General features: G+C 67.7%; 19 protein-coding genes and 1 pseudogene. 12 read left to right on the forward strand and 8 right to left on the reverse strand.

The window, feature by feature from the left end; translation table 11 throughout:
* Positions 1 to 4 precede the first annotated feature (4 nt).
* The 4 genes from serA to H7828_RS04570 form a co-directional block, all read right to left on the reverse strand.
* Positions 5 to 1597 (reverse strand): phosphoglycerate dehydrogenase, encoded by a 1593-nt coding sequence (serA, locus tag H7828_RS04555; protein ID WP_226779821.1) that lies wholly within the window; start codon positions 1595 to 1597, stop codon positions 5 to 7.
* 41 nt (positions 1598 to 1638) lie between these two features.
* Complete coding sequence (locus H7828_RS04560; RefSeq protein WP_226779822.1) at positions 1639 to 2778, reverse strand: phosphoserine transaminase; 1140 nt, start codon at positions 2776 to 2778, stop codon at positions 1639 to 1641.
* Between the two features lie 160 nt (positions 2779 to 2938).
* Entirely contained in the window at positions 2939 to 3538 is a 600-nt protein-coding gene (locus tag H7828_RS04565) for an enoyl-CoA hydratase/isomerase family protein (protein WP_226779823.1), read from the reverse strand.
* Positions 3535 to 4290 carry an SDR family oxidoreductase gene (locus tag H7828_RS04570; RefSeq protein WP_226779824.1) on the reverse strand — a complete coding sequence of 252 codons (756 nt, stop codon included), beginning with the start codon at positions 4288 to 4290 and terminating at the stop codon, positions 3535 to 3537. Before H7828_RS04570 ends, H7828_RS04565 begins: the two co-directional genes overlap by 4 nt.
* 178 nt (positions 4291 to 4468) lie before the next feature.
* Between H7828_RS04570 and H7828_RS04575 the strand changes: the two genes are divergently transcribed.
* From H7828_RS04575 to lpxK, 6 genes are all read left to right on the forward strand, one after another.
* Positions 4469 to 5968 carry a DUF2125 domain-containing protein gene (locus H7828_RS04575; protein WP_226779825.1) on the forward strand — a complete coding sequence of 500 codons (1500 nt, stop codon included), beginning with the start codon at positions 4469 to 4471 and terminating at the stop codon, positions 5966 to 5968.
* A 126-nt stretch (positions 5969 to 6094) separates the two neighbouring features.
* The gene (locus H7828_RS04580) at positions 6095 to 7441 is read left to right on the forward strand and encodes a TldD/PmbA family protein (RefSeq protein ID WP_226779826.1); all 1347 of its coding nucleotides are present in this window, start codon (positions 6095 to 6097) and stop codon (positions 7439 to 7441) included.
* The gene (locus H7828_RS04585; protein WP_226779827.1) at positions 7434 to 8210 is read left to right on the forward strand and encodes a 3'(2'),5'-bisphosphate nucleotidase CysQ; all 777 of its coding nucleotides are present in this window, start codon (positions 7434 to 7436) and stop codon (positions 8208 to 8210) included. The genes H7828_RS04580 and H7828_RS04585 overlap by 8 nt, the downstream gene beginning before the upstream one ends.
* A 93-nt stretch (positions 8211 to 8303) precedes the next feature.
* Complete coding sequence (locus tag H7828_RS04590) at positions 8304 to 8549, forward strand: DUF4170 domain-containing protein (RefSeq protein WP_226779828.1); 246 nt, start codon at positions 8304 to 8306, stop codon at positions 8547 to 8549.
* A 3-nt stretch (positions 8550 to 8552) separates the two neighbouring features.
* On the forward strand, positions 8553 to 9800 hold the full coding sequence (locus H7828_RS04595) for a 3-deoxy-D-manno-octulosonic acid transferase (RefSeq protein WP_226779829.1): 1248 nt from the start codon (positions 8553 to 8555) through the stop codon (positions 9798 to 9800).
* Entirely contained in the window at positions 9797 to 10792 is a 996-nt protein-coding gene (gene lpxK, locus H7828_RS04600; protein WP_226779830.1) for a tetraacyldisaccharide 4'-kinase, read from the forward strand. The genes H7828_RS04595 and lpxK overlap by 4 nt, the downstream gene beginning before the upstream one ends.
* Here lpxK and H7828_RS04605 read toward each other — a convergent pair.
* A complete protein-coding gene (locus H7828_RS04605) occupies positions 10789 to 12768 on the reverse strand; it encodes a lytic transglycosylase domain-containing protein (protein ID WP_226779831.1) in 1980 nt (659 codons plus the stop codon). The genes lpxK and H7828_RS04605 overlap by 4 nt on opposite strands.
* A 124-nt stretch (positions 12769 to 12892) precedes the next feature.
* Between H7828_RS04605 and dapA the strand changes: the two genes are divergently transcribed.
* Together dapA and H7828_RS04615 are read left to right on the forward strand one after the other, a co-directional pair.
* Positions 12893 to 13768, forward strand: coding sequence for a 4-hydroxy-tetrahydrodipicolinate synthase (dapA, locus tag H7828_RS04610; RefSeq protein ID WP_226779832.1), 876 nt, complete (start codon positions 12893 to 12895; stop codon positions 13766 to 13768).
* Positions 13769 to 13776: 8 nt separating this feature from the next.
* The gene (locus tag H7828_RS04615; RefSeq protein WP_226779833.1) at positions 13777 to 14640 is read left to right on the forward strand and encodes a glucosamine kinase nucleotide-binding domain-containing protein; all 864 of its coding nucleotides are present in this window, start codon (positions 13777 to 13779) and stop codon (positions 14638 to 14640) included.
* Positions 14641 to 14689: 49 nt separating this feature from the next.
* Here the strand turns inward: H7828_RS04615 and H7828_RS04620 are convergent.
* Positions 14690 to 15409, reverse strand: a pseudogene (locus tag H7828_RS04620) (hydroxypyruvate isomerase family protein); the annotation flags it as partial.
* 59 nt (positions 15410 to 15468) lie between these two features.
* On the opposite strand from H7828_RS04620, the gene arfB reads away from it, so the two are divergent.
* The 3 genes from arfB (at position 15469) to H7828_RS04635 (ending at position 18146) form a co-directional block, all read left to right on the forward strand.
* Positions 15469 to 15891 carry an alternative ribosome rescue aminoacyl-tRNA hydrolase ArfB gene (arfB, locus tag H7828_RS04625; protein WP_226779834.1) on the forward strand — a complete coding sequence of 141 codons (423 nt, stop codon included), beginning with the start codon at positions 15469 to 15471 and terminating at the stop codon, positions 15889 to 15891.
* A gap of 97 nt (positions 15892 to 15988) precedes the next feature.
* Positions 15989 to 17221, forward strand: a complete 1233-nt coding sequence (locus H7828_RS04630) for an aspartate aminotransferase family protein (RefSeq protein ID WP_226779835.1) — start codon at positions 15989 to 15991, stop codon at positions 17219 to 17221.
* The gene (locus H7828_RS04635; RefSeq protein WP_226779836.1) at positions 17214 to 18146 is read left to right on the forward strand and encodes a phosphotransferase enzyme family protein; all 933 of its coding nucleotides are present in this window, start codon (positions 17214 to 17216) and stop codon (positions 18144 to 18146) included. The genes H7828_RS04630 and H7828_RS04635 overlap by 8 nt, the downstream gene beginning before the upstream one ends.
* Before the next feature lie 62 nt (positions 18147 to 18208).
* On the opposite strand, the gene pncB is transcribed toward H7828_RS04635, so the two are convergent.
* The gene (gene pncB / locus H7828_RS04640) at positions 18209 to 19501 is read right to left on the reverse strand and encodes a nicotinate phosphoribosyltransferase (RefSeq protein WP_226779837.1); all 1293 of its coding nucleotides are present in this window, start codon (positions 19499 to 19501) and stop codon (positions 18209 to 18211) included.
* A gap of 226 nt (positions 19502 to 19727) precedes the next feature.
* On the opposite strand from pncB, the gene argC reads away from it, so the two are divergent.
* Complete coding sequence (argC, locus tag H7828_RS04645) at positions 19728 to 20648, forward strand: N-acetyl-gamma-glutamyl-phosphate reductase (protein ID WP_226779838.1); 921 nt, start codon at positions 19728 to 19730, stop codon at positions 20646 to 20648.
* 42 nt (positions 20649 to 20690) lie between these two features.
* Here argC and pncA read toward each other — a convergent pair whose 3' ends face one another.
* On the reverse strand, positions 20691 to 21290 hold the full coding sequence (gene pncA / locus H7828_RS04650) for a bifunctional nicotinamidase/pyrazinamidase (protein ID WP_226779839.1): 600 nt from the start codon (positions 21288 to 21290) through the stop codon (positions 20691 to 20693).
* Positions 21291 to 21322: the final 32 nt, after the last annotated feature.

A 21322-nucleotide genomic window follows, 5' to 3' on the forward strand; every position in this document is an offset into this window, starting at 1 on the left:
CCTTTTACATCACGAAGCGCAGCGGGCGGATCGTGCGGAACATTCCCGTGGCGTGCAGCTTGTCCAGAACCTCCTGCGGCGGCTGGTCGTCCAGGTACAGCAGGGCGATGGCGTCATGCCCCTTGTCCGACCGGCCCAGGGTGAAGTTGGCGATGTTCACGCCGCTGTCGCCCATGGTGTGACCCAGCGCGCCGATGATGCCCGGCACGTCGTCGTTGGTGGTGTAAAGCATGTGTTCGCCGATCTCGGCGTCGATGGTGATGCCCTTGATCTGGATGAACCGCGGCTTGCCGTCGGAAAAGACCGTTCCGGCGATGCTGCGCTCGCGGGTTTCGGTCACCACGGTCAGCTTGATGTAGCCGTCGAAGGTTCCGGTCTTGGCCTGGGTCGTAGTCGTCATGTCGACACCGCGTTCCTTGGCGATCACCGGGGCCGACACCATGTTCACGTCGGGGTTCGTCGCCTGCATGATCCCGGCCATCACAGCGGCGCTGAGGGCGGCGGTGTTCATCTCGGCCACCTTGCCGTTGTACAGCACGTTCACCGCCTTGATCGGCTCGTCCGTCATCTGACCCACGAAGGTGCCCAGGTGCCCGGCCAGCTTGACCCAGGGCCCCATGACCGCCGCTTCCTCGGCCGTGACCGAGGGCATGTTCAGCGCGTTGGTCACGGCGCCGCTCAGCAGGTAGTCCGACATCTGCTCGGCCACCTGGAGGGCGACGTTTTCCTGTGCCTCGGTGGTGGCGGCGCCCAGGTGCGGGGTCACGACGACATTGGGCAGGTTGAACAGCGGCGATTCCGTTGCCGGTTCCTCGGCGAAGACATCGAAGGCCGCGCCGGCCACCCGACCCTCTTTCAGGGCCTCGGCCAGGGCCGCTTCGTCCACCAGGCCACCGCGGGCACAGTTGATCACGCGCACGCCCGGCTTCAGCTTGGCAATCGCCTCGCGGCTCAGGATGTTGCGGGTCTTGTCGGTCAGCGGCACGTGGAAGGTGATGAAATCGGACTTGGCCAGAAGCTCGTCCAGCTCGACCTTGCGCACGCCCAGTTCAACGGCACGCTCCTCGCTCAGGAAGGGGTCATAGGCGATGACCTTCATGCGCAGGCCCAGCGCCCGGTCGATGACGATCGACCCGATGTTGCCCGCGCCCACGACGCCCAGCGTCTTGGCGGTCAGTTCCACACCCATGAAGCGCGACTTTTCCCACTTGCCCGCATGGGTCGAGGCATTGGCCTCGGGGATCTGGCGGGCCACCGCCATCATCAGCGAAATCGCGTGTTCGGCGGTGGTGATCGAGTTGCCGAAAGGCGTGTTCATCACGATCACGCCCTTTTTCGACGCGGCCGGGATTTCAACGTTGTCCACACCGATCCCGGCGCGGCCGATCACCTTGAGGTTGGTCGCCGCTTCGAGAACCTTGGCCGTCACCTTGGTGGCCGACCGGATGGCAAGGCCATCATAGTCACCGATCACTGACAACAGCTTTTCCTTGTCCTTCCCGATGGAAGGGTCGAACGTCACGTCGATACCGCGATCGCGGAAGATCTGAACGGCGGTTTCCGACAGTTTGTCGGATACAAGTACCTTGGGAGCCATCTTTGGCACTCCTTGCGTAAAAATTCAGTAAATCAGTGGAATCAGGCGGCCAGTTCGGTCTGATAGGCCCATTCGATCCAGGGCATCAGCGCAGCCACGTCCGAGGTTTCAACCGTGCCGCCGCACCAGATCCGCAGGCCCGCGGGCGCATCGCGGTACCCGCCGATGTCCAGCGCCACGCCCTCGGACTCCAGCCGTTTCGCAATGGCCTTGGCAAAGGCTGCACCGTCGGCGATCTCGGGGTTGGTGAACTTGAGGCAGACGCTGGTGTTGGACCGTGTCGCAGGGTCTTCGGCCAGGAAATCGATCCAGTCGCGTGTTTCCACGAAATCGGCCACGGCCTTTGCATTGGCATCGGCCCGGGCGATCAGCCCCTTCAGGCCGCCGACCGACCGCGCCCAGGCCAGCGCCAGCAGATAATCCTCGACACAGAGCATGGAGGGCGTGTTGATCGTCTCGCCCTTGAAGATGCCCTCGATCAGCTTGCCGCCCTTGGTCAGGCGGAAGATCTTGGGCAGCGGCCAGGCGGGGGCGTAGGATTCAAGGCGTTCCACCGCGCGGGGGCTGAGGATGATCATGCCATGGGCCGCTTCGCCGCCCAGCACCTTCTGCCACGAGAAGGTCGTCACATCCAGCTTGTCCCAGGGCAGGTCCTGGGCGAAGGCGGCAGATGTCGCGTCACACAGGGTCAGCCCCGCGCGATCCGCCGGAATCACGTCGCCATTGGCCACCCGCACGCCCGAGGTGGTGCCGTTCCAGGTGAAGCACACGTCGTTGTCATAGTTCAGGGCGGCCATGTCGACGATGCGGCCATAATCGGCCTCGTGGACCGTTGCCTCGATCTTCAGCTGCTTGACCACATCCGTCACCCAGCCCGAACCGAAGGATTCCCAGGCCACCATCTCGGCCGGGCGTTCGCCCAGAAGGTTCCACATGGCCATCTCGAAGGCGCCGGTGTCGGAGGCGGGGACGATCCCGATGCGATAGTCGGCAGGCACGCCCAGGATTTCCCGGGTCTCTTCGATTGCGGCAGAAAGCTTGGCCTTGCCCACGGCGGCGCGATGCGACCGGCCCAGGGGGGCGTCGGCAAGGCGGTCCAGCGAAAAGACGGGGGGCTTGGCACAGGGGCCGGACGAAAAACGCGGATTGGCCGGCCGCGCGGCCGGAGCTTCGATAGCCATTGATGGTATCCTCACAGATATATGCGCCGCGTTGGGGCGGCGTGTCCCACCTGCGCAGATACGCCCAAGCGAAAAGACGGGCAAGGGCAAAATGCGCACCGTGCAATCCGGCCCCGGACCGGCGCATAGGGCATCGGTCGCGGGACGGCACGCGGCCCTGTCAGATCATGGATTTTATCGCGCCCACATGGCCCCTTTCGGCCGTCAGGGCATCGGCGCAAAGCTCATGCGCGCGGGCCAGCGGATCGTCGCATATCTCTTCGATCAGGCCGAACGCCAGCGCCTGTTGCGCCGAAAGCCGCGCGCCCCCCATCAGCAAAAGCCGCGTGCGGGCCGGACCGATCAGCGCCCTCAACCTTGCCGGGTCCGAGGGTTGCGGCAGAAAGCCCAGCTTCATCACCGGATAGAAGAACCCCGCCCCCGGCACCCCCAGCCGCAGATCACAGGCCAGCGCCATGCCGAAGGCCCCGCCCGCCAGCGTGCCGTTCAGCGCCGCGATGCTGAGCCCCTGAAAACCGGCAATGGCGCCCGATAGCGCTTCCCACAGGGGCGAGGTTGCCAGACCGGCGCGCGCGGCCTCAAGATCGGCACCCGCCGAAAAGACCCGCCCCCGGCCCGTCAGGATCAGGGCGTGGGCATCCGCATGTTCCCCCACCCGCGCGATCAGCGATTCCAGCATGAAGGGCGTAAGCGCATTGGCCTTGTCGGGGCGGTCGATGGTCAGGACAGCAACCCGCCCGTCGCGGTGGCAGTCGATCATCCGGACAACCCCACGGCGCGGCGGATCTCTTCGTCGCGCAGGGAAATCTCGCCGCCCAGGTGATCATCGCCACCTGGCCCGCACATCCACAACAGCGCCTTCGCGGGCCATTCGGGCGGAATGTGGTCGGACCAGTCCAGCTTGCTGACCGGGTTGATGCCGCTTGACTTGATCTCGCGCTGCATCTCGGTGGCCACGGTGCCGGGCGACAGGCCGATGGCGCGGATGCCCTTGTCGCGGGCCTCCAGGTCGATGCAGCGGGTCAGCATCGCCGCCCCCGCCTTCGAGGCGTTGTAATGCGACCAGGCCTCGGTCGGGTTGTGGGCAGCGCCCGAGCTGATGGTCAGGATCGAACCGCCCCCCGCCTTGATCATCACCGGCATCGCCGCGCGCATCCCGTGAAAGACTCCCTTGAGGTTGATGTCGATCACCTGGTCCCATGCCTCGGGGTCGGAATCGGCCAGGTGCGAGATCGGTTCGATCACCCCGGCATTGTTGATCAGAACGTCCAGCCCGCCGAAGGTCTGCACGCAGGCATCCACCGCCGCCGCCAGTTCCCAGTACCGCGACACGTCGCAGGGGATGGCCAGCGCGCGGTCGGCGCCCAGTTCCTTGGCCAGGTCGGCCACGGCATCGCCGCTGCGGGCCGCCAGCGCGACATTTGCGCCCGCCGCCGCGAATGCGCGCGCCGCCGCGGCGCCGATGCCGCGGCTGGCGCCGGTGATCAGAACCGTACTGCCTGTCATGTCCATCCTGCCGCTCCTTCTGTCGGTGCCCTTGTTCAGGGCCACACCAAACCTGCCCGCCGCCACCATGTCAAAGCCTAAGCGCAATGCCGGCAACGCCCTGCCGGTCACGCTCAACCTGACTTGACCTTGCAATTCCCCCGGCACAGTGTGGCGCCGTTCTCGTTCACGAAAGATATATCCGATGAAACCGATTTCACGCCTCTTCGCCTCGACCGCCGTTTCCCTCTGCATCGCGCTGCCCGCGATGGCCGATGTCACGGCGCCCCAGATATGGGAGCGCTGGAAGGGCATGGCGCAGGATCTGGGCCAGACGATGACTGTCGGCTCTGAAACCATGGCCGACGGCACCCTGACGCTGACGGATGTGGCCATCGGGATGAAGACCGCCGACGGCACGGTCGACGGCACCCTGGCCAATGTCACCCTGGCCGAACAGGGCGACGGCACCGTGGCGATCACCATGTCGCCCGAATATCCGCTGCGCGTCAGCATGAAGCCCGAGGGCGGCGCGGCGGTGGATTTCACCCTGCTGATCTCCATGCCGGAGCTCAAGACCATCGCCTCGGGCGACGACACCACCGTGCGCTATGACATCACCGGCCCGGAACTGACCGCGACGATCGACGACATGCAGCCCGAGGGCGAGCCTGTATCGGTGGACATGACCGCCCGCATGACCGAACTGACCGGCACCTACACCGTGACCGAGGGCGACGACCTGACCTTCGACGGCACCCTGCACGCCGCAACGCTCGGCTTTGACATGTCCGGCACCGATGACGAAGAGGGCGGCTTCAACGCCAGCGCCGCCTACAGCGACGTCACCACCACCTCTTCGGGCACCGGCAAGGGCTTTGCCGCCATGGCCGACCCGGCCAAGATGTTCGCCGAGGGCGCGACCTATGCCAGCACCTACACCCACGGCGGCGGCTCTCTCACCGTGACGGGCGACGACCCCGAATCGGGCAGCTTCAACTGGAAATCGACGACCGAGTCGGGCAACCTGACCGCTTCGGTCAAGGAAGGGCTGTTCGAATACCTTGGCGGCGCCAAGGGGCTGAACATGGCCGTTTCGGGCGATCAGATTCCCTTCCCCGAACTGACCGCCGCCATGGACGAATTCGCCTTCGGCGTGAACGGCCCCCTGGCCGAAACCGACGATCCCAAGGATGTCGGGCTGCTGGTGAACATGTCCAACCTGACCGTCAGCGATTTCATCTGGTCGATCGTCGATCCCGACGGCGTTCTGCCGCGCGACCCGGCCACCGTCCTGCTGGACCTGACGGGCACCGCGAAGATGCTGGTCGATTTCGCCGATCCGATGGCGATGGAGGGCGATGCCCCCCCGGCCGAGCTTCACACCCTGAACCTGCGCGGGCTGCGCGTGGCCGTCGCGGGGGCGGAACTGACCGGCCAGGGTGGTTTCACCTTCGACAACAGCGACATGGAAACCTTCGGCGGCTTCCCGGCCCCCGAAGGCGCGGTGGATCTGAAGCTGGTGGGCGGCAACGCCCTGCTGGACGGGCTGGTGAAACTGGGTCTCATCCCCGAGGATCAGGCCATGGGCGCGCGGATGATGCTGGGCCTCTTTGCCGTCCCCTCGGGGGATGACACGCTGGATTCCAAGATCGAGATTTCGCCCGAGGGCGGCATTTCGGCCAACGGCCAGCGGCTTCAGTAAACCGCGCCACGGCCTTGCGCCACGCACCGCCGCCCCCGCCGGGCGGCGGTGTCGCCTGCCCTTGTTTGTTGCAGTTTGCCGGCGCGTCGCCTAGGTGCAGGGGGCAATCAAAGGAGCCGCGCGTCCATGTCCGATCGTCTCGCCACCCTCACCGCCGACCTTCTGAGCGCCGCGAAGAAGGCCGGGGCCGACAGCGCCGATGCCCTTGCCGTCGACGGCACCGCGGTCAGCATCGATGTTCGCGCCGGGGCGCTGGAACTGGCCGAGCGTTCCGAGGGCACCGACATCGGGCTGCGGGTGATGATCGGTCAGCGTCAGGCCTGCGTTTCGGCCAGCGACATCAAGCCCGAGACCATCCAGCAGATGGCACAGCGCGCGGTGGCCATGGCCCGCGAGGCGCCCATCGACGCCACCATCGGTCTGGCCGACCCCGACCAATACGCCCGCGACTGGGATCTGGCCGCGCTTGATTTGGCCGACCCCGCCGATGAACCCGCCCCCGCCGCCCTGCAAGAGGCCGCCCTGCGGGCCGAGGCCGCCGCACTGGCCGTGGACGGCGTGGCACAGGTGCAATCGGCCGCGGCGGCCTATGGGCGGCGCCAGCTTCACCTTGCCACCTCGAACGGGTTTTCCGGCGGCTACGGGCGCACCGATACCACCCTGTCCTGCGTGGCCATCACCGGCAGCGGCACGGGGATGGAGCGTGACTATTACGCCGATCACCGCACCCATGCCGCCGAGATGGACAGCCCCGAAACCATCGGGCGCATCGCCGGCGAACGCACTGTCGCGCGCGCCGGGGCACGGCAGCCGAAAACCGGCGCCTACCCGGTCCTTTTCGATGAACGGGTCGCCGCATCGCTCATCGGTCACCTTGTGTCCGCGATCAACGGCAGCGCCATCGCGCGCGGCGCCTCGTGGCTGCGCGATGACCTGGGCGAACAGGTTCTGCCCATGGGCATGTCGCTAATCGAAGATCCGCACCGCCCCCGCATCGCCGGATCACGCCCCTTCGACGGCGAAGGCCTGCCCACCGCGCGGCGCGCCATCGTCGAGAACGGCACGCTGACCGGCTGGACGCTGGACCTTGGCACCGCCCGCAAGCTGGGGCTGAACAGCACCGCCAACGCCACGCGCGCCACCACGTCGCCGCCTTCGCCCGCGGCGGGCAACCTGGCGCTGACCCAGGGCCACCAGTCGCGCGACGACCTGCTCGCCGAAATGGGAACGGGCCTTCTTGTCACCTCTCTCATGGGCAGCACGATCAACCCCAATACCGGCGATTATTCGCGGGGGGCCTCGGGGCTTTGGGTTGAAAACGGCGTGGCGGTCCATCCGGTCAACGAATGCACCATCGCGGGCAATTTGCGCGACATGCTGCTGTCACTGACGGCCGCCAACGACGCCCGCCCGCACCTGTCGCGCTGTGTGCCCTCGCTTCGGGTCGAAGGGCTGACCCTCGCCGGTGCGTGACGCGGCCGATGACCTCGCGTTGCTCTGCGACGCGGTGCGCGGGGCCGGGATGATCGCGCTTGGCCATTGGCGCGACGATCCGCAGACCTGGCACAAGCCCGAGGGCGCAGGCCCGGTGACCGAGGCCGACCTGGCCGCCAATGCCCACCTGCACGCCTGCCTGCACCCCGCCCGCCCCGATTATGGCTGGCTGTCCGAGGAATCCGACCACGATCCGGCGCGCCTGACCGCCAGGCGCTGCTTCATCGTCGACCCCATCGACGGCACCCGCGCCTTCATCGCCGGGCAATCGGCCTGGGCGGTGTCGGTGGCCGTGGCCACCGAAGGGCAGATCACGGCGGCGGCGGTGTTCCTTCCGGCCCAGGACAAGCTTTATACCGCTGCCATCGGGCAAGGCGCCCACCTGAACGGCGCGCCGATCCGCGCCTCGGCCGCCAGCGACCCCGACAGCGCCACGATTCTGGCCACCAAGCCGACGCTGGCCCCTGAACACTGGCGCGGCACGCCGCCCGCCAAACGCCATCACCGCCCCTCGCTGGCCTATCGGCTTTGCCTGGTGGCCGAGGGGCGGTTCGATGCCATGCTCAGCCTGCACCGCACCTGGGAATGGGACATCGCCGCCGCCAGCCTGATCGTGACCGAGGCCGGGGGCACCGCCACCACCCGTCGGGGCGCGCCGCTGGCCTTCAACCAGGCCGCCGCACGGACCGACGGCTGCCTTGCCGCCGCCCCCGATCTGCACGGCCCGCTTCTGCGCCGGCTGGCCTGAACGCCGGTCGCAGGGCCGATTTCGGGGGTGTCGGGAGGCCACGCGCCACGCTATAGGGTGGGAAACGGCATCAATCGAGAAGGCGCGCGCACCATGACACAACGTCTGCACCTGGTTTTCGGAGGGGAGCTGACCGACCCCGGCAAGAACGTGTTCAAGAACGTCGATGACCTGGACATCATCGGGATCTTCCCCGACTACCGCAGCGCCTTCGACGCCTGGAAATCCGCCGCCCAGCGCACGGTCGACAATGCCCACATGCGGTATTTCATCGCCCACCTGCACCGCCTGCGCGACGAGGAAGCCGCCGCCTCTCCGACCGAGGAACTGGGCAACTAAGTCATGCTGACCCGCTGGCGACAAAGGCTGCAAGCCCGCGCCGCCGCGATCGGCCTGTCGCGGGCTGCCCCCGAACCCGCCGACACCCCCCTGCCCGAGGGCCTTCAGGGGGCCGCGCAGCCTGTTCCGCCCCGCCCCCAGGGCGAGGTTCTGTGGGTTCACCTTGGCCAGGGCGGCGACCCCATGGCCCTTGCCCTGCTGATCACGCGCCTGCGCGAAGACCGCGGCCCGATGGCTGTCATTGCAACCTCGGATGTCGCGATTCCGGCGGCTGATGTCATCGCACAACCGCCCCCCGAAGACACCGACCGGGCCACGCAGGATTTTCTGGATCATTGGCGCCCCGATGCCTGTCTCTGGGCCGGAGGGGGGTGGTTGCCGGTGCTGTTGTCGCAGACGGCAAAGCGGCGGATACCGGCGATCTGCGTCGATTGCCGCATCGGCGAGAACCACCCGCGGCCAAGACGCTGGAAATCTGCATTGGGGCGGGGCGACCTGATCTGGTTCGACAGGATCCTGACCGGAAGCCAGAAGGACGCGGCACGGCTGATCTCGCTTGGCGCGCGGGCCGAACAGGTTGAAACCGCAGGCTGGATGGAATCCTCGGCCGGTGCGCTGCCCTGCGACGAAAGCGAATGGGCGCATCTGGGCCAGACGCTCGAGGCGCGGCCCCTGTGGTTGGCCGTCGATGTGCCAAAGGCCGAATTCACGGCCATCGCCGAGGCGCACCACCGCGCCTCGCGCCTGTCGCACCGGCTGTTGCTGATCCTCGTGCCCTCCGATCCGGCCACGGGCCCTGACCTGCGCGCCCGGCTGGAATCCGAAGGGTGGCGCACCGCCTTGCGTTCGAATGGCGAAGAACCCACCGAAGACACCCAGATCTACCTGGCAGACAGCCCCGGCGAACTGGGCCTCTGGTATCGGCTGGCCGCGATCACCTACATGGGCAACACGCTGAGCGGCGCCGGGGCCGGGCGCCCGCCCAGCGAACCGGCCGCCCTGGGTTCGGTCGTGGTGCATGGCCCCCGCACGGCGGGCCACAGGCAGGCCTATGCAAGGCTGCGCAATGCCTCGGCCCAGTGCGAGATCGACAGCGCCATCGCCCTGGGCGTCACCATCGAACGCCTGCTGGCCCCCGATCAGGCGGCGGCGCTGGCCAGTGCCGCCTGGGCCGAGGTGACGGCGGGGGCCGAAGCCTCGGACCAGGCGCTTTCGCTGGTGAATGCCGCGCTGAACGGAGAGATGGAATGACGCGCGCGCCGCTGTTCTGGCAAAGCCCCCCCGACCGCCCCGCCTGGCAGGCCCGCGCCCTGGCGCCGCTGGGCGCGCTTTACGCCGCCGCGACCGCCCGCCGCCTGCGCAAAACCGCGCCGTTTCGCGCCGATGTGCCGGTGATCTGCGTCGGCAACCTCAACGCCGGGGGTACGGGCAAGACGCCGACGGTGATGGCGCTGATCCAGATGCTGGTGGCGCGCGGTCATGCGCCGCATGTGGTGTCGCGCGGCTATGGCGGGAGGTTCATCGGCCCGACACGGGTGCTGGAGGGACGCCACCGCGCGGCGGAGGTTGGTGACGAACCGCTGCTTCTGGCGGCCTTCGCCCCCGTCTGGGTGGCCCGTGACCGTGCGGCAGGGGCCCGGGCGGCACAGGCGGAGGGGGCAAGTGTCATCGTCATGGATGACGGTTTCCAGAACCCTTCGCTGGCGAAGGATCTTTCTCTGATCGTGGTGGATGCGGCGGTTGGTTTCGGCAATGGCCGGGTCATCCCGGCGGGGCCGCTGCGCGAAGCCGTCGGCGTCGGGTTGCGCCGGGCCGATCTCTTGCTGTCCATCGGCGACGGTGCGGCGCAGGCGCGTTTCGCCGCAACCTGGGGCGATCACATCACGCTGCCCCGGATCACCGGCCACCTGGCGCCCCTGCAGATGGGCATGGATTGGGCCGGGCTGCGCGTCTGGGCCTTTGCCGGCATCGGCCGCCCGGCCAAGTTCTTTGCCACGCTGGCAAGCGAGGGGGCCGAGGTGGCCGGCGCGCAGGCGCTGGACGATCACCAGCCCCTGACCACCGCCCTCCTGACACGGCTGGAGCGCGAGGCCCGCGCCCACAACGCCCAGCTGGTCACGACCGAGAAGGACGCAGTGCGCCTGCCGGCAGGTTTTCGCCCCAAGGTTCTGACCCTGCCGGTGCGCCTGACGCTCGATGATCCGGCGCCCCTTGAAACGGCGCTGTCCCGCATCGGGCTTTAGCGCGCCTTCAGTTCCTCGGTCAGGCGGACCGGCGCCACCTTGCCGGTGATCCGCGCCCGGTAGACCGGCAGCGATTCCGCCACCCGCATCACGTAGTTGCGGGTTTCATCGAAGGGGATATGTTCGATCCAGTCGATCACATCCACCGCGTCGCTGCGCGGATCGCCCAGGTCCTCCATCCACCGCAGCGGACGGCCCGGCCCGGCGTTGTAGCCCGCCGAAACCAGCACGACATTGGCCCCGAACCGCCCGATCAGTTCGGCCAGGTAGGCGGTGCCGAGGGTGGCGTTATAGGTCGGGTCGGTGAACAGCCGGTCGCGCGAATAGGGCAGCTTCAGCTTGCGCGCCATGTCCTGGGCGGTGCCCGGCATCAGTTGCATCAACCCCCGCGCACCCACGCCGCTGGCCACGCCCGGGTTGAATTCGCTTTCGCGACGGGCAATCGCCAGCGCCAGTTCATCGGGCACAGGGTTGGCCACCAGCCCCAGGTCCACCACCGGGTAATAGGGCCGCGGCAGGGTCAGCCCCTGCTGTGCCGCCTCCTTGCCCAGCATCAGCGCCATGTGCGGTTCACCCAGCGCAAGGGCCAGATCGGCCAGCGTGCCGATTTCCGTTTCGGTCAGGGTTTCGGCCAGGTGCACCATGAACCGTTCTGCCAGGTCGCGCGCCCCTGCCGCCTGCAACAGCAGCGCCGCCTCAAGCACGTTGGAACGCGCGAAACCGGCAGTGGCCAGCGAGGGATAGATCTGCTTGCCGGTCAGGGCCGGGTCCATGGGCAGTTCGCCGCGCTCGGCCGCCAGAAGGCCATAGAAGCTGGTCTGATACTCGGCCCCGAAGGCATAGGCATTGGCGGCCGCCTCGGGGTTGCCCATGGCCTCGTGGGCGCGGCCCTCCCAATAGCCGGCGCGCCCCAGGCTGATCGGGGTTTCCACGGCCTGGCGGAACTTCTGGAAGTGAACCAGCGCGCGGGCCGGATCATCCAGGAACCGCAGCGACAGATAGCCCGACAGCCATTCAAGATCGGCGTAATCCGACCCTTCCTCAAGGTGATGGGACGACGCGACGGCATAGGCATCCTCGCGTTCGCCCGACCGCATGAGGGTGCGGGCCAGCGCGCGGCGGCGTTTCGCCCAGACCTGGGGCTGGCCCAGTTGCGCGGCGCTGGCGCTGTGGCGCAGGATGATGTCGGTCGCCTCGGAATCGCGGTTCGCGATATGCGCCACGCGGAACCTTTCAAAGGCCAGACCCGGATCGTCCCTCAGCGCCTCGGCCACCGCTTCGACGGCCTTTTCGGCCCCCGTCCGCCCGTTGCGCAGCATCAGCCGCGCCTCGGCCAGGGCGGCCTGATCGGTGTCATCCACCAGAAGCATGGCGCGCCGCGCCGCCGATTCCGCATCCTCCCACAGCATCCGGTCCAGCCGCGCCAGGTGCAGCGGCTTCAGCACCTCGGGATAAAGCGCAAGCAGCTTCTCCTCGGCCTCGGCAGTCATCGACTGGTTCAGCCAGGCCAGCGCCGCCTGGGCCTGGGCATCGCCCTCGGCCCCGATTTCGCGGAAGGCCCTGACCAGAGCGACCACGCCATCGCCCGTCACCGGAGCGGTATCGGCAAAGAAGGCGATGACATCGGGCGCCCGCCCGGCAAGCGGCAGGGATTCCTCGGTCTGCCGCTTGAGATAGGCAAGGCCCGGCCAGTCGGGGTGGCGCGACAGGAAGGCCAGCGCATCGTCGAAATCCCCCTGCCCGGCGCGCAGCCGGTGCCATTCCACCACGTCCAGGGCAATCGGCCCCGCCCGGGCGGCGGCGGCCATGGCGTCGGTCCAACTGCCCTGCCGGATCGCGGCGATGGCCTGCGCCATGCCATGGCTGACCGGAGAATCGAAAGGCCGCCGGGGCGGAGGCGAGGTGGCCTGGGCCCATCCCGCGGCGGAACCGGTGACAAGGCAAAGGAACAGGGCAATCGTTCTGATGAAATACATGAAGCGCACCCTAGCTTTCTGCCGGTTCACATCAATACACAAACTTGGCAATCGCGCGAAGTGCCGCTAGGGTCCGCCGCGCATTCACCGGGGCATATCGCCCGAACAATAAAGGAAGCGTGTCATGTTCAAGGGATCCTATGTTGCCCTCGTCACGCCGTTCAAGGACGGCCAACTGGATCTGGACACGCTGAAGAAACTGGTCGACTGGCATATCGAACAGGGCACCGACGGCCTTGTCCCGGTCGGCACCACGGGCGAAAGCCCCACGCTCAGCCACCGCGAGCATGAAGAGGTGATCGAGGTCGTCGTCGCCCATGCCGCCGGTCGCGTGCCGGTCATCGCCGGGGCCGGATCGAACAACACCGTCGAGGGCATCCGCCTGGTGCGTCACGCCGCCTCGGTCGGGGCCGATGCCGCGCTGGTGGTCACGCCCTATTACAACAAGCCGACGCAGGCCGGCATGATCGCCCATTTCACCGCCCTGCACGATGCGGCCGACATTCCGATCATCATTTACAACATCCCGCCCCGCTCGGTCGTCGACATGTCGCCCGCCACCATGGGCGAACTGGCGAAACTGCCGCGCATCGTCGGGGTCAAGGACGCCACCGGCGACATCACCCGCGTGTCGGCCCAGCGGATCACCTGCGGCACCGATTTCGTCCAGCTTTCGGGCGAGGATGCCTCGGCGCTGGGGTACAACGCCCATGGCGGGATCGGCTGCATCAGCGTCACCGCCAATGTCGCGCCGAAACTCTGCGCCGAATTCCAGGCCGCCACCCTGAGGGGCGACTATGCCACGGCGCTGGAGTATCAGGACCGTCTGATGCCGCTGCACACCGCGATCTTCATCGAACCGGGTCTGGTCAGCGTGAAATACGCCATGTCGCTTCTGGGCCTCTGCTCGGACGAGGTGCGCCTGCCGCTGGTGCCGCTGACCGAACCGGCCCGGCAGGCGATCCGCGACGCCATGAAGCACGCCGGGCTGCTGGGCTGATCGCCGGCATGACGCTTCGTCATTTCCTCGGCGTCGACGGTGGCGGCTCGGGGTGCCGCGTGGCGCTGACCGATCAGTCCGGCCGCGTTCTGGCGCAGGCCAAGGGCGGGCCGGCCAATGCCACCAGCGACCTTGCCGGCACCATCGCCAACCTACGCAGCACCGTGACCGCGGTGCTGACCCGCGCCGATGTGGCCGAATCCGGGGTTGCGGCGCACATGGGGCTGGCGGGCGTGCTGACCCGCGAGACCGGCGCGCAGATCGCCGATGCCTTCGCCCTGGGCCGCTGCCGTGTCACCGACGACCGGCCCACCTCCCTCGCCGGGGCCATCGGCACCGATGACGGCGTGTTGATGGCCATCGGCACCGGCGCCATCCTGGCCAGCCGGTTCGCCGGGCAGGAACGCTATGTCAGCGGCTGGGGGTTGCAGGTCTCGGACCAGGCCTCGGGCGCCTGGCTGGGCCGCTGCCTGCTTGAACGGGTGCTGATGTGCCACGATGGCCTGCACGATCACAGCCCCCTCAGCCATGCGATCCTGGAGGACCTGGGCGGGCCGACCGGCATCGTCGCCTTCGCGGCAAGGGCCACACCGGCCAGCTATGCCACCCTTGCGCCGCGCATCATCGACCTGGCCGAGGACGATGCCAATGCCCGCGCCCTTCTGGCGCGCGGGGCGGAATACCTGGAACAGGTGCTCGGGGTGCTCGACCCAAAGGCCAGCGGCGTTATCTGCCTGGCCGGGGGCATCGCCCCGCACTACGCAAATCTCTTGCCCGATCAGGCCCGCGACCGGCTGATCGCAGCACGCGGCAGCGCCCTGGACGGCGCCCTGCAACTGGCGCGCACCCCCGCCCCCGATCCGCAGGACTGACGCCGCCGGCCTCTTGCCGAAGGCACCGCTGAAGGCCGTCAAGCCAGCCCAGCGTCGCCCCGGTATCACCCCCGGGCCGGTACTCGGCCCCAAGCGGGTTGTCCCAGCCCAGCCTGTCCAACAGTGCAAAGATATGGCGGTAATCCACCTCGCCATGGTCGGGCGGGCCCCTGTCGGGCACCGCCGCAAACTGGACATGGCCGATCAGCGGCAAAAGCCGCTCGATCCTTCGCGACAGATCGCCCTCGCTCAGCTGCATATGATAGCAGTCGAACATCAGGCGCAGGTTCCCGGCGCCCACCTCGCCGATGATCGCCACCGCCTGGTCGGTGCTGCGCAGGAAATACCCCGGCGCAGCATGGGCATTCAGAGGCTCGATCAGAATCGTGATCCCATGGTGGGCAGCCCGCGCGCAGGCATGGCGCAGGTTCGCCACGAAGGCGGCAGGGGCCGCCGGCCCCTCCGAGATTCCCGCCATGACATGGACATTGCCGATACCCACCGCCGCGGCATATCCGATGGCCCGGTCGATGGCCTCCCGCGCTTCGCCGCCCCGGCCCGGCAGGGCCGAAAGGCCGTTCTCTCCCGACGCGCCGCGCGGCGTGTTCGGCTCCGGCATCTCCAACCCGGTCTCACCCAGCATCGCCGTCACCGCGTCAGGCGGCGTGTCATAGGGCCAATGACACTCCACCGGGTCAAACCCCATGACATGGGCGCGTCCCGGTTCCGGCTTGCACCTTGCCCCCGGCCACCCCCATGATCGCACCATAGCCACCAAAAGGACCGCCGCACATGCCCGCCCCCGCCTTCACCCCCCCCCGCTGAGCCATGCTCCGGATCAACGACACCATCGCCATCGAGGACTGGGAGATGAGCGAACAGTTCACCCGCGCCTCGGGGCCGGGCGGGCAGAACGTCAACAAGGTCTCCACCGCCGTCGAACTGCGGTTCGAGGCCGAACGCTCCCCCAACCTGCCCGGCCCGGTGAAGAACCGCCTGCGCCGCCTGGCCGGTCGGCGTTGGACAAAGGATGGCGCGGTCGTCCTTTTCGTCGATGAAACCCGCAGCCAGGCCCGCAACCGCGATCTTGCCCGCGACCGTCTGGCCGAACTGATCCTCGCCGCCACCAAGGCCCCGAAACGCCGCATCGCCACCCGCCCGACACTGGGGTCGAAAAAGCGGCGCCTGAAGGCCAAGAAGGTTCGCGGCACCATCAAGGCCATGCGCGGCAGTGTCTCGCCCGACGAATAGATCCCCCTCCATCTTTGGTCCGAAAATATCCCGGGGGAATCGCCCGGAACGGGCGATGGGGGCTGGCCCCCGTCCGCGCTTTCGCTAAGTTCCCCCCATGACAGATCTTCTCGCCCGCCGCGCCGCCCGCCTTGGCCCGAATGTTCCCACCTTCTATGACCGCCCGGTGCACCTGGTGCGCGGCGAAGGTGTCTGGCTCTGGGATGATGCGGGCAAGCGCTATCTCGACTGCTACAACAACGTGCCCCACGTCGGTCATTGCCACCCCCATGTGGTCGGGGCGATCGCCCGTCAGGCGGGAACGCTGAACACCCACACGCGCTACCTGCACGAAGGCATCCTCGACGCCCTCGACCGGATAACGGCAACCCTCTCGCACGGGCTGACCCAGGGCATCATGGTCTGCACCGGGTCCGAGGCGAACGACATCGCCCTTCGCATGGCCCAGGCAGTGACAGGCGCCACGGGGGTGATCGCCACCGACAACACCTATCACGGCAACACCACCGCCACGGCGCAGCTCTCCACACGGCGCCCGCCCATCGGTGGCTATCCGCCCCATGTGCGCCTGGTGCCCGCCCCCGAATCAGATACCGACCCCGAGGATTTCGCCGCCCATGTCCGCCGTGCCATCGCCGAACTGCAGGCGGCAGGCTTCGGCTTTTCGGGCATGATGCTCTGCCCCGTCTTCGCCAACGAAGGCTTGCCCAACATCGCGCCGGGCTTCCTTGACCCGACCGTCGAAGCGATCCGCGCCGCCGGCGGCCTTGTGCTCTGCGACGAGGTGCAGCCGGGCTTCGGGCGCTGCGGTCAGTGGTGGGGGCATGATTGGCTGGGGATCGCGCCCGATGTGGTGACCCTGGGCAAACCCATGGCCAATGGCCACCCCGTCGCCGCGACCGTGGCCAGCGAAAAGGTCATGTCGGCCTTCCGCACCGCATTCGGCTATTTCAACACCTTCGGCGGCAACCCGGTTTCGGCGGCCGCGGTCAACGCCACGCTGGACGTGATCGAAAGCGACGGCCTTGTCGCCCATGCCGCCGCCATGGGCCACCATGCCCGCCAGCGGATGCAGGCCCTCTCCCACCCCGCAATCACCGAGATCCGCGGCAACGGGTTGTTCTTCGGCGCGGTGCTGGAAGACAACGGCCAACCCGCCACCGACCTCGCCGCGCGCATCGTCGAGGACATGAAGGATCGCGGCGTCCTGATCGGGCGCATCGGGCGGCACATGAACATCCTCAAGATGCGCCCGCCCCTGCCGATCACCGCCGAACAGATCGACCTGGCCACCGACACCCTTGCCCAGGTCCTGGCCGACCATGCATGAGGACGAAGCCCTCGCGCTCGCCGGGGCCGCCCTGCGCCATTGGGGCGCGGGCACCGTGGCGCGCCTGATCGCCAACCGCGAGAACGCCGTTTTCGAAGTCACGCTCGCCACGGGCAGCCGGGCCGCCCTGCGCCTGCACCGGGCCGGGTACCAGACCGACGCCGCCATCCGCTCCGAACTGGCCTGGACCGAATATCTCGCACAACAGGGGTTTCCCTGCCCCAGCCCGATACGCACCGCCGAAGGCAATCTGCTGGCGCAACCGGCCTTCGGGCCGCGCGCCTCGCTTGTCGCCTGGGTCGACGCCCCGGCCATCGGCGCCATGGGAGAGGCCTTCGCCGGCACGACCGAAGAGCACTGCCGCCTCTACCACGCCCTCGGCCAGCGCGTCGCGCAGATGCACCGCCTTTCCGCCAGGATGGCCATTCCCACCGGCTTTGAACGGCCCGCCTGGGATATCGGCGGCCTCCTGGGCAGGGCCCCCCTCTGGGGGCCCTTCTGGAACAACCCCGCGCTCAGCACCGCCGAGGCCGACCTCCTGCAACAGGTCCGGAAAACTGCCCACGCCGAACTGTCACGCCGCAACGACACCACCGGCCTGATCCACGCCGATCTTCTGCAAGAGAATATCCTGGGCCGTGCCGATCACCTTAGCATCATCGACTTCGACGATGGCGGTTTCGGCATCCACCTCTACGATCTTGGAACGGCCCTGGTGCAGCATGTCGACTGCGCCCATTTCAGCGATCTCGCCGCCGCGCTCTGCGATGGCTATGGCCGCGGCCATGACGACATGGCGCTCTTCACCCTGCTGCGCGCCCTGGCCAGCACCGGCTGGGTGATCCCCCGCCTGCCGCCCGACGATCCGCGCCAACGCACCTACGCCGAACGCGCCCTGTCGCTGGCCACCGCCTTTCTGGGCTGACCGGGCTCTTTCTTGCCTGAAATACTCCGGGGTCCGGGGTGGAACCCCGGTCCGCCCCTGCCTCAGACGACCACCGCCTGCGGCTTCTGATTGCCCACCCCGAAAACCCGCTTGTAGCGTTCGATCTCCAACCCCGGCCCCATGGCCTTGTTGGGATTGTCCGACAGTTTAACGGTGGGGCGGCCATTGGCACTGACCGCCTTGCAGACCAGGGAAAACGGCGCCAGGGCATCGCCCGGCACCAGCCCCCGGAAATCATTGGTCAGCAGTGTCCCCCAGCCGAAGGACACCCGGACGCGGCCGTTGAACTGGGCCTGCAACTGCACGATCTTCTCGACGTCCAGACCATCCGAGAAGATGACCAGCTTCTCCCGCGGGTCCTCGCCCCGCGACTTCCACCATGCGATGGCGGTTTCCGCCCCCGTCGCCGGATCGCCCGAATCGATGCGGATGCCCGTCCAGCCCGCCAGCCAGTCGGGCGCCCCGTCCAGGAAGGGTTTCGTGCCATAGGTGTCGGGCAGGATGATCCGCAGGTTGCCCTCATGCTCCTCGTGCCAATCGGCCAGAACGTCATAGGGGGCGCGGCGCAGGGCGGTGTCCCCCTCGGCCAGGGCGGCATAGACCATGGGCAGTTCGTGCGCATTGGTGCCGATCGCCTCAAGCTCGCGGTGCATGGCGATCAGGCAGTTCGAGGTGCCGGTGAACTTCTCGCCCAGCCCCTCCTGCATCGCCTGGACACACCAATCCTGCCAGAGGAAGGAATGCCGCCGCCTCGTGCCGAAATCGGCCAGCTTCAGGTCGGGCACATCCCGCAGCCCCTCGACCTTCTCCCAAAGCTTGGTCATCGCCCGGGCATAAAGCACCTGAAGCTCGAACCGGCCCATGTCGTTCAGAACCGCCCGCCCGCGCAGCTCCATCAGCACCGCCAGCGCCGGAATTTCCCACAGCATCACCTCGGGCCACTTGCCCTCGAAGGTCAGCTCATACTGCCCGTCCCGTTTTTCCAGGTGATAGGGCGGCAGGCGCAGCGCCTCGAACCAGTCCATGAACTCGGGGGTGAACATCTGCCGCTTGCCATAGAAGGTATTGCCGCGCATCCAGGTGCTCTCGCCCCGGCTCAGCGATAATGTCCGCACATAGTCCAGCTGCTCGCGCAACTCGCCCTCGTCGATCAGGTCGGCCAGCCGGATCGACTTGGTGCGGTTGATCAGGCTGAAGGTCACCTGGGTTTCCGGCTTGTTGCGGAACACCGACTGGCACATCAGCAACTTGTAGAAATCCGTGTCGATCAGCGACCGGACGATCGGATCGATCTTCCATTTGTGGTTCCAGACGCGGGTGGCAATGTCGACCATGGGTTTTTCCTTCGGAAACGCCGCCCTTTGTGGCCCGATCTTGGCCCGAGGGGCAAGGCCCTCGTGGCAGGCGGCGGATTTTGAGTATTTGAAGCAAGAAAGAGAAGGGGCCGGTTCTTTCTTGCCGAAAATACTCAATTCCAACCGTCACACCCGCGCATCCGCCAATCTTGGCAAGAGGCGCGCAACAGGCTATCCCCCTTTGACGCAGAACAAGGAACGCATCATGACGGCACGGGTATTCATCGACGGCGAAGTTGGCACGACCGGGTTGCAGATCCGCGACCGCCTCAGCCCGCGCGATGACATCACGCTGATCTCGCTGCCCGAAGATCGCCGCAAGGACGCCGACGCCCGGGCCGAGGCCCTGGCCGGCGCCGATGTGGCCATCCTCTGCCTGCCCGATGACGCGGCCCGCGAGGCGGTGAAGCTTTGCGCCGACACCGGCACCCGGCTGATCGACGCCAGCACCGCCCACCGCACAGATCCGGCCTGGACCTTCGGCTTTCCCGAAATGGCCCCCGGGCAAGAGGCGGCAGTGGCCGGCGCGGCCCGGGTCAGCAACCCGGGGTGCTACTCCACCTGCGCCATCGCGCTGTTGCGGCCCCTGCGCGATGCGGGGCTGCTGGCGCCGGACACGCCGATCTCGATCTTCGGGATCTCGGGCTATACCGGCGGCGGGAAATCCCTGATCGCCGAATTCGACGGCGACAGCGCCATGGGCAGCTTCGTTTACGCCACCGGCCAGACCCACAAGCACCTGCCCGAAATCGTGACCCACGCCCAGCTTGACGCCACCCCGATGTTCATTCCCTCGGTGGGCCCCTTCGCCCAGGGGATGGTGGTGCAGATCGCGCTGCATCCGGGCATGTTCAAGGGCTCGGCGCAGGATCTGCACGCCGCCCTGGCCGATCACTATGCCAGCGGCTTCGTCCGTGTCCGCCCCCTCGCGGCACAGCAGGCGCGCGAGGAACCGCAGGCGCTGAACGGCACCAACGATCTCGAACTTGCCGTGCTGGGCGATGCCGGGAAAGGCCGTGTCGTCCTTTCGGCCATCCTCGACAACCTCGGGAAGGGCGCATCAGGCGCGGCGGTGCAGAACCTCAACCTGATGCTTGGCCTCGACCCGGCCACGGGCCTGCGCTGACGGGATGGCGGGTGGGGCGATGGCGCAGCCGAGCGCCATCCGTCAGACCAGCCGCACCCCCGCCTTCTCCATCGCCGTCCGCGCCGTCGCAAGCGAGCCGTCGAAATCGATGGCGCGGCAGAGATCGCTTTGCACCGTCACGTCGAAACCCAACTGCGCCCCGTCCACGGCCGAGTAGTTCACGCAGAAATCCAGCGCCAGCCCGACAAGCGTGATGGCCCCGATCCCGCGGCTGCGCAGATAGCCCTCAAGCCCCGTGGGCGTCTCGTGATCGTTCTCGAAGAAGGCCGAATAGCTGTCGATCGCGGGGTTGAACCCCTTGCGGATGATCATGTCGCCATCGGTGCGCAGACCGCGGTGAAACGCCGCGCCCTCGCTGCCCTGGATGCAGTGATCCGGCCACAGCACCTGCGGGCCATAGGGCATCTCGGTCACGCTCATCGGGGCGGCGCCGGGGTGGCTTGAGGCGAAGGACGAATGGCCCGCCGGATGCCAGTCCTGCGACAGGATCACGGCGTCGAACCTGTCCATCAGGGCGTTGATCCCCGGCACGATCTCATCTCCGCCGGCCACGGCTAGGGCGCCGCCGGGGCAGAAATCGTTCTGCATGTCGATGACCAGAAGGGCGGATTTCGTCGTCATGGAGCCTCGCATCCGTTGCAATGCCCCCACCC

The organism is Oceaniglobus trochenteri (assembly GCF_020529025.1).
GTDB classification, from domain to species: domain Bacteria; phylum Pseudomonadota; class Alphaproteobacteria; order Rhodobacterales; family Rhodobacteraceae; genus Oceaniglobus; species Oceaniglobus trochenteri.